Annotated in this window: 5 protein-coding genes and 1 pseudogene; 3 read left to right on the forward strand and 3 right to left on the reverse strand. The window is 55.5% G+C overall.

All coding sequences use genetic code 11. The features are described from left to right. Positions 1-402, forward strand: a 402-nt coding sequence (locus B3M32_RS04175) for a GDP-mannose 4,6-dehydratase (protein ID WP_290743772.1), incomplete at its 5' end; no start/stop codon positions are given. Here B3M32_RS04175 and rfbD read toward each other — a convergent pair. Both rfbD and B3M32_RS04185 read right to left on the reverse strand, forming a co-directional pair. Beyond that, positions 399-1310 (reverse strand): dTDP-4-dehydrorhamnose reductase, encoded by a 912-nt coding sequence (rfbD, locus tag B3M32_RS04180; protein ID WP_290743774.1) that lies wholly within the window; start codon positions 1308-1310, stop codon positions 399-401. The genes B3M32_RS04175 and rfbD overlap by 4 nt on opposite strands. Positions 1311-1313: 3 nt before the next feature. Next, positions 1314-1523 (reverse strand): hypothetical protein, encoded by a 210-nt coding sequence (locus tag B3M32_RS04185; RefSeq protein ID WP_290743776.1) that lies wholly within the window; start codon positions 1521-1523, stop codon positions 1314-1316. A 94-nt stretch (positions 1524-1617) separates the two neighbouring features. On the opposite strand from B3M32_RS04185, the gene B3M32_RS04190 reads away from it, so the two are divergent. Next, on the forward strand, positions 1618-1959 hold the full coding sequence (locus tag B3M32_RS04190) for a hypothetical protein (RefSeq protein WP_290743778.1): 342 nt from the start codon (positions 1618-1620) through the stop codon (positions 1957-1959). A gap of 18 nt (positions 1960-1977) precedes the next feature. Beyond that, complete coding sequence (locus tag B3M32_RS04195) at positions 1978-4563, forward strand: U32 family peptidase (protein ID WP_290743780.1); 2586 nt, start codon at positions 1978-1980, stop codon at positions 4561-4563. A 27-nt stretch (positions 4564-4590) separates the two neighbouring features. On the opposite strand, the pseudogene B3M32_RS04200 reads toward B3M32_RS04195, so the two are convergent. Then, a pseudogene (locus B3M32_RS04200) lies at positions 4591-5231 on the reverse strand (amidophosphoribosyltransferase); the annotation flags it as partial.

The following is a 5231-nucleotide window of genomic DNA, read 5'->3' on the forward strand; positions in this document are numbered from 1 at the left end:
AACGTGCGCGACTGGCTCTTCGTGGAAGACCACGCCCGCGCCATCGACGTGATTTTCCATAACGGAAAGATTGCCGAGACGTACAACATCGGCGGCTTCAACGAATGGAAAAACATCGACATCATCAAGGTCGTCATAAAGACCGTTGACAGGCTCCTTGGCCGCGCCGAGGGCGAGGACATGAACCTCATCACCTACGTGACGGACCGCCTGGGCCACGATGCCCGCTATGCCATCGATTCTACCAAGCTCCAGAAGGAACTGGGCTGGGAACCGTCGTTGCAGTTCGAGGAAGGCATCGAGAAGACGGTGCGCTGGTACCTCGACAACCAGGAATGGCTCGACAACATCACCAGCGGTGATTACGAGAAGTACTACGAAACGATGTACAAGAACCGCTAGCCGATTTCTTTCAGGTAGCGGGCCAGAGCGTCCTGCCACGTAGGCAGGGGCTTGAATCCGGCTTCGACAAGTTTGGACTTATCTAGGCGGCTGTTGAACGGGCGCGCAGCCTTGCTCAGCCCGTACTCCGTCGTCGTCACGGGCAGAACGTTCGTCGTAAGGCCGGCCTGGCGGTAGATTTCCTTGGTAAAGTCGTACCAGCTGATAAACCCGCCCTCGTTTGTCGCATGGTAGTAACCGTACTTTTCAGTTTCGATCATATCGACCAAAAGGCGGCTCAAGTCATATGTGTACGTAGGCGTACCGACCTGGTCGTTCACCACGCGGACGGTATCGTGCGTACGTCCCACATTCAGCATGGTCTTGATAAAGTTCTTGCCGTTCAACCCAAAAACCCAGGCGATGCGGACAATGAAATACTTCTCGAGCGTTCCGCTTACAGCCATCTCGCCCTCGAGCTTAGTTTGTCCGTAAACATTCAGCGGCTTGTAGTCCTTGCAGTCGGGTTTCCACGGTTCCGTACCCTGACCGTCAAAAACGTAGTCGGTGCTGATATAGACCATCTTCGCATCGATCTGTTTGCAGACCTTCGCGATGTTTTCCGTTCCCTTCGCGTTGATGGCACGGACCTTGGGCTGTTTGTCTTCGTCTTCGGCGAGGTCTACCGCCGTCCAGGCGGCGCAATGGATAACCACGTCAGGCTTGACGTTCCCGATGACCGACGTAACAGCACTGGAATCGGTAATGTCCATCTGTACGTACGGCATCGTCGTCACGGCGCTACCGTCGGCAACACCGGCATAGGCCGGAGCGATATCGCTACCAACGCCTTCGTAGCCGCGCTTTGCAAGTTCATTCATCACGTCATGGCCGAGCTGGCCACCGACACCTGTCACTAAAACTTTCATAACTTACCTATCCAAATCCAACTCGATGAGAACCTTGTGGAGCGAATCCGTCTTGACCTTCATGGAATCCAATTTTTTCTGCAAACCCTGAATTTCTTCAGACAGTTCCGCATTCTTTTTCGAAAGAGTCTGTATCTGCGCCTCGGCTTCCGGGTTAGAGCAGGCAACAATTGTTGTCATCGCCAGGGCGGCGATGTAAGCAGTTGTTGACAAAATAAGTTTTTTTACATTCATATTCGTAATAGTAGATATTTTTCCATAAAAAAACTATATATTTGATTCTAATAGAACTATTATTTGGGTTATTATGCTAGATGAACTTTGGAATCGCTTCAAGGAAGCCGGTTATTCGGGATCGATATCATCCAGATTCGCCATAAAGAGCGACTCCGAAGAAGACGACCGCATCATCCACGAAGCCGTTTACGACATCGATCCGGATTATGTTTCCGTCTGCGTCATAAAGAACTACAGCAAGGACTGCCACGACTTGCCCGTCCTGGAACCCGAAAGCTTTTCTAGCAAGGAATCCGCCATCAAGGCTCTCGAAAACGCCGTCCTCGAAGGACTGGGGCACAAGAAGGCCTTTGTCATCAAGGAAACCGGAACAGTCGTACGTTTCGGTTACGAAGGCGATTCCCTCGTATAAATTTCTATAATTCATGGCGTGAAAAGTCCTGAACTACTGTTGCCCGTAGGCACGCGGGAAATGCTCGAAGCAGCCATCGACAACGGAGCCGATGCAGTTTATTACGGAGTCCCGCACTGGAACGCCCGTGGCCGCACCGAAGACTTCGCGCTCGATGACGTGCGTAATATGATACGCTACGCCCGCGTACGCGGCGTCCGCACGTTCCTCGCGATGAACGTGCTCGTCTTCGAACGCGAACTGCAGGACCTCCCCGAATATCTGGAACAGCTCATTGCCCTAGAACCCGATGCGTTTATCATCCAAGATATCGGGCTGGCAAGACTCATCCACGCGATAAGTCCCTCCCAAGAAATCCACGCCAGCACGCAGATGACGCTCGCCAGCGCGGAAGCCGTGAACATGGTCAAGGGCATCGGATTCAACCGCGCCGTACTCGCCCGTGAACTTTCGGCAAGGCAAATTGCCGCCATCAAGAGCGCAACACCCCTAGAGCTCGAAGTATTTATCCACGGGGCGCTCTGCGTAAGCTATTCGGGACAGTGCCTCACCAGCGAAAACTTCGGCGGACGCAGCGCGAACCGCGGGCAGTGCGCCCAGAGTTGCAGGCTCCCCTACCGCATATTCGTGGACGGCAGGGAATACCGCGAGACCGACGCGCAATACCTTTTCAGCACGCGAGACCTCTGCGCCCTCCCGAAACTCAAGGAACTCGAGGAAATCGGCGTAAGTTCGCTGAAAGTGGAAGGCCGTCTCAAGAGTCCGGAATACGTAGCCGCAGTCGCCCACGCCTACCGCAAATCGCTCGACGGAATCGAGCCCGACGCCGGCGAAAAGGAACCGCTCGAGGTGCTGTTCAGCCGTGGGCTTTCTACGGGATGGCTCGATGGCGACAACCACCAGGAACTCGTGAACGGTACATTCAGCAACCATCACGGGCGATACCTCGGCAATGTCCTACGCGTGGAACGCGGGCAGGTTATCGTCCAACTGGACGAAGCTTTCGACGAAGCCGGAATGGAATGCGCGCTCCCGCAACCGGGCGACGGGATCCTCTTCGAGGAGGCGAAATTCGGGATAAGCACCGGCGCGAGGCTCTACGCCGCGCAAGTCATACACGAATACAAAGGCAAGCCCTCCACACGCGGGTGCGGCCCGCAACTCCTGAAAATGGAATTCGGACGCGATTTCGACACTCGCGAAGTCAGGGCGCACATGGCCGCGTACAGGAACGACTCCCCCGCCATGGAACGGGAACTGCGCCGCACCTTTACCGACCGCGACATGGCAAAGCGCATACCTGTCGCCATGACGCTCGACGCCCATATCGGCCAGAAAATCACACTCACGGTACACGACTATTGCGGCAACAGAATCAGCGAAACCAGCGAATCCGTACTGGAAGCCGCGAAAAACGCCACGTCAGCACCGGACGAAGCCCAAAATAAACTGCAGGCTCTCGCCAAAAAGGAACTTTCCGCCCTAGGCGGCAGTGCCTATAAACTCAAGAATCTGGACGCGTCGATAGATTCCGACGCTTTCCTTCCCGGAAAGGTCATACGCACGCTCCGTCAAAAGGCCATCGACTCCCTTGACAATGCCCGTTGCCTATGGCATGCGCTGAACCCAAGTGCCGAAGCGGGCCACCAGTTCCTGCGTTCCGTCCGCTATACAAGACCAAGGACAGACGCGATTCCGTCCGTGGAAGCCGCCGCCAAAATGCCGCGCCTCCAAATTTCGGTACTCGTACGCAATCCCGAACAGGTCGAAGCCCTCAAGGGCCTCCCCATAGACAACGTTGTCATGGACTTCGACTGGGGCGTAAAATACGAGTCCCCGCTACAGCAAATACGCGAATTCGGCTTCAAGGCGGGCATGGCGACACTGCGTATCCACAAGCCCGGCGAAAATCATTATCTCAAGAAAATTCTGGAACTCTCCCCCGATTTTGCGCTTGTCCGCAACCTGGGAGCCATCTCGATTCTCGGCGACAGCGGCATCCCGCTTACCGGCGACTACAGCCTGAACGCCGCAAACAGCGCCACGTTCGACTGGCTGCTTTCGCAGGGACTAAAGACGCTCCATCCCTCATGGGACCTGAACAGCACCCAACTTTTCGATCTCCTGCAAAACATAGAGGAAAGCCGTCTCGAAATCACGCTGCACCAGTACATGCCAGCGTTCCACTCCGAATACTGCGCCTTCGCGCGGGCCCTCACCACGGGGAGACGTTTCCCGGAATGTGACAAGATATGCACCCGGCACAAGGTCGAAATTCTCGACCACAAGGGCGAAAGCCATTTCTTGCAGAGCGACGCCGAATGCCGCAACACGCTATTCGTAGGCAAGCCCCAATCGGCCCTGAAACTGCTCCCGCGCCTCTTGCAGTCCGGAGTATCGCATTTCAGGCTCGAAATGCTTCAGGAACCACCCGAAACCGTCCGCAAAAAAGTGCTTATCTACACTCAGGCCATCCAGGGCAAGACGACAATCGAAGACGCCATCCGCAGCGCAGGCGTCGAAGAAAAATACGGCCTCTCCGAAGGTCAGCTGTTCAACGACAGCGTCTGGAAAGACCGCAAGAAATCGGGACCTTGCGTATAATCCCGCTAAAAAAGTCCCGGAAGTTTTCTACTTATCCTTGTCCTTGCATTCTTCGCAGGGGCAATGGTAGCAGTCGCCCGTCTCCGCGTAGTCCTTACCGCTCCAGCAGTACGTACAAAGCTGTTCTGCCGGAAGCCCGATGGCGTGGATAAGGTCGTCGATACGCTGGAAAGCGAGCGTCGTCAGGTTCAGGTTCTTGCGGATGTATTCCACCATTCCCTTGTAGGCGTCGCTATCCGGGTCGGTATACTTTTCGATATCGGCGTTCTCGCCTTCCTGTTCGCGGATGTAACGGCGCGTAATGAGGTCGTACACGCTCTTGGAACGGGAGAAGTTGATGAACTTGCAGGGATAAACCAGCGGAGGGCAGGCGATACGCATGTGCGTCTCTTTACAGCCAAGGGAATAGAGCTTGGCGGCCTGTTTACCGAGCTGTGTGCCACGGACAATGGAGTCGTCGCAGAACACGAGGCGGCGGTCCTTGATAAGGCCAGGAACGGGAATCAGCTTCATCGAGGCGACATGCTCGCGCTGGCGCTGATCCTGCGGCATGAACGAACGGGCCCACGTGGGCGTATACTTCACAAACGGACGGGCGAACTTCACGCCGGCCTCATGCGCATAGCCCAATGCATGCGACGTACCGGAATCCGGAATACCGCAAGCGG

The organism is Fibrobacter sp. UBA4309 (genome assembly GCF_002395745.1).
In the GTDB taxonomy this organism is placed as follows: domain Bacteria; phylum Fibrobacterota; class Fibrobacteria; order Fibrobacterales; family Fibrobacteraceae; genus Fibrobacter.

What these genes read in the sequence shown, in the direction of transcription:
- B3M32_RS04190 (WP_290743778.1), top strand. Translation starts at nt 1,618, where the DNA reads ATGCTAGATGAACTTTGGAATCGCTTCAAGGAAGCCGGTTATTCGGGA.
- rfbD (WP_290743774.1), bottom strand. Translation starts at nt 1,310, where the DNA reads ATGAAAGTTTTAGTGACAGGTGTCGGTGGCCAGCTCGGCCATGACGTG.